Genomic DNA, 201 nt, shown 5'->3' with positions numbered 1-201 from the left:
CTGATAACACCACCACCGTTACCCTGACCGCGCCGAGCGCAGTCAACGAAGGTGGCCAGATCACGTACACCGCAACCTTGAGCAACAAGGCCGGCACTGACGTTACGCTGAAACTTGATAATGGCTCGTCGATCACCATTAAAGCCGGTGAAACCGTCGGCACTGTGACCGTCCCTGCGCCAAGCGATGACGTGTTCATCG

The 201-nt window shown here is 57.2% G+C and carries 1 protein-coding gene; it reads left to right on the top strand.

Annotated features, from left to right (window positions below; all coding sequences use genetic code 11):
* The coding region (locus BFP96_RS00390; protein ID WP_371914752.1) for an immunoglobulin-like domain-containing protein at positions 1-201 on the top strand (201 nt) is incomplete at both ends.

Origin of the sequence: Pseudomonas sp. 34 E 7, from assembly GCF_900005715.1 — a bacterium.
Lineage (GTDB): Bacteria > Pseudomonadota > Gammaproteobacteria > Pseudomonadales > Pseudomonadaceae > Aquipseudomonas > Aquipseudomonas orientalis_A.
The sequence above is the reverse complement of the archived record's forward strand: the minus strand, read 5'-3'. Positions and strand labels throughout refer to the sequence as shown.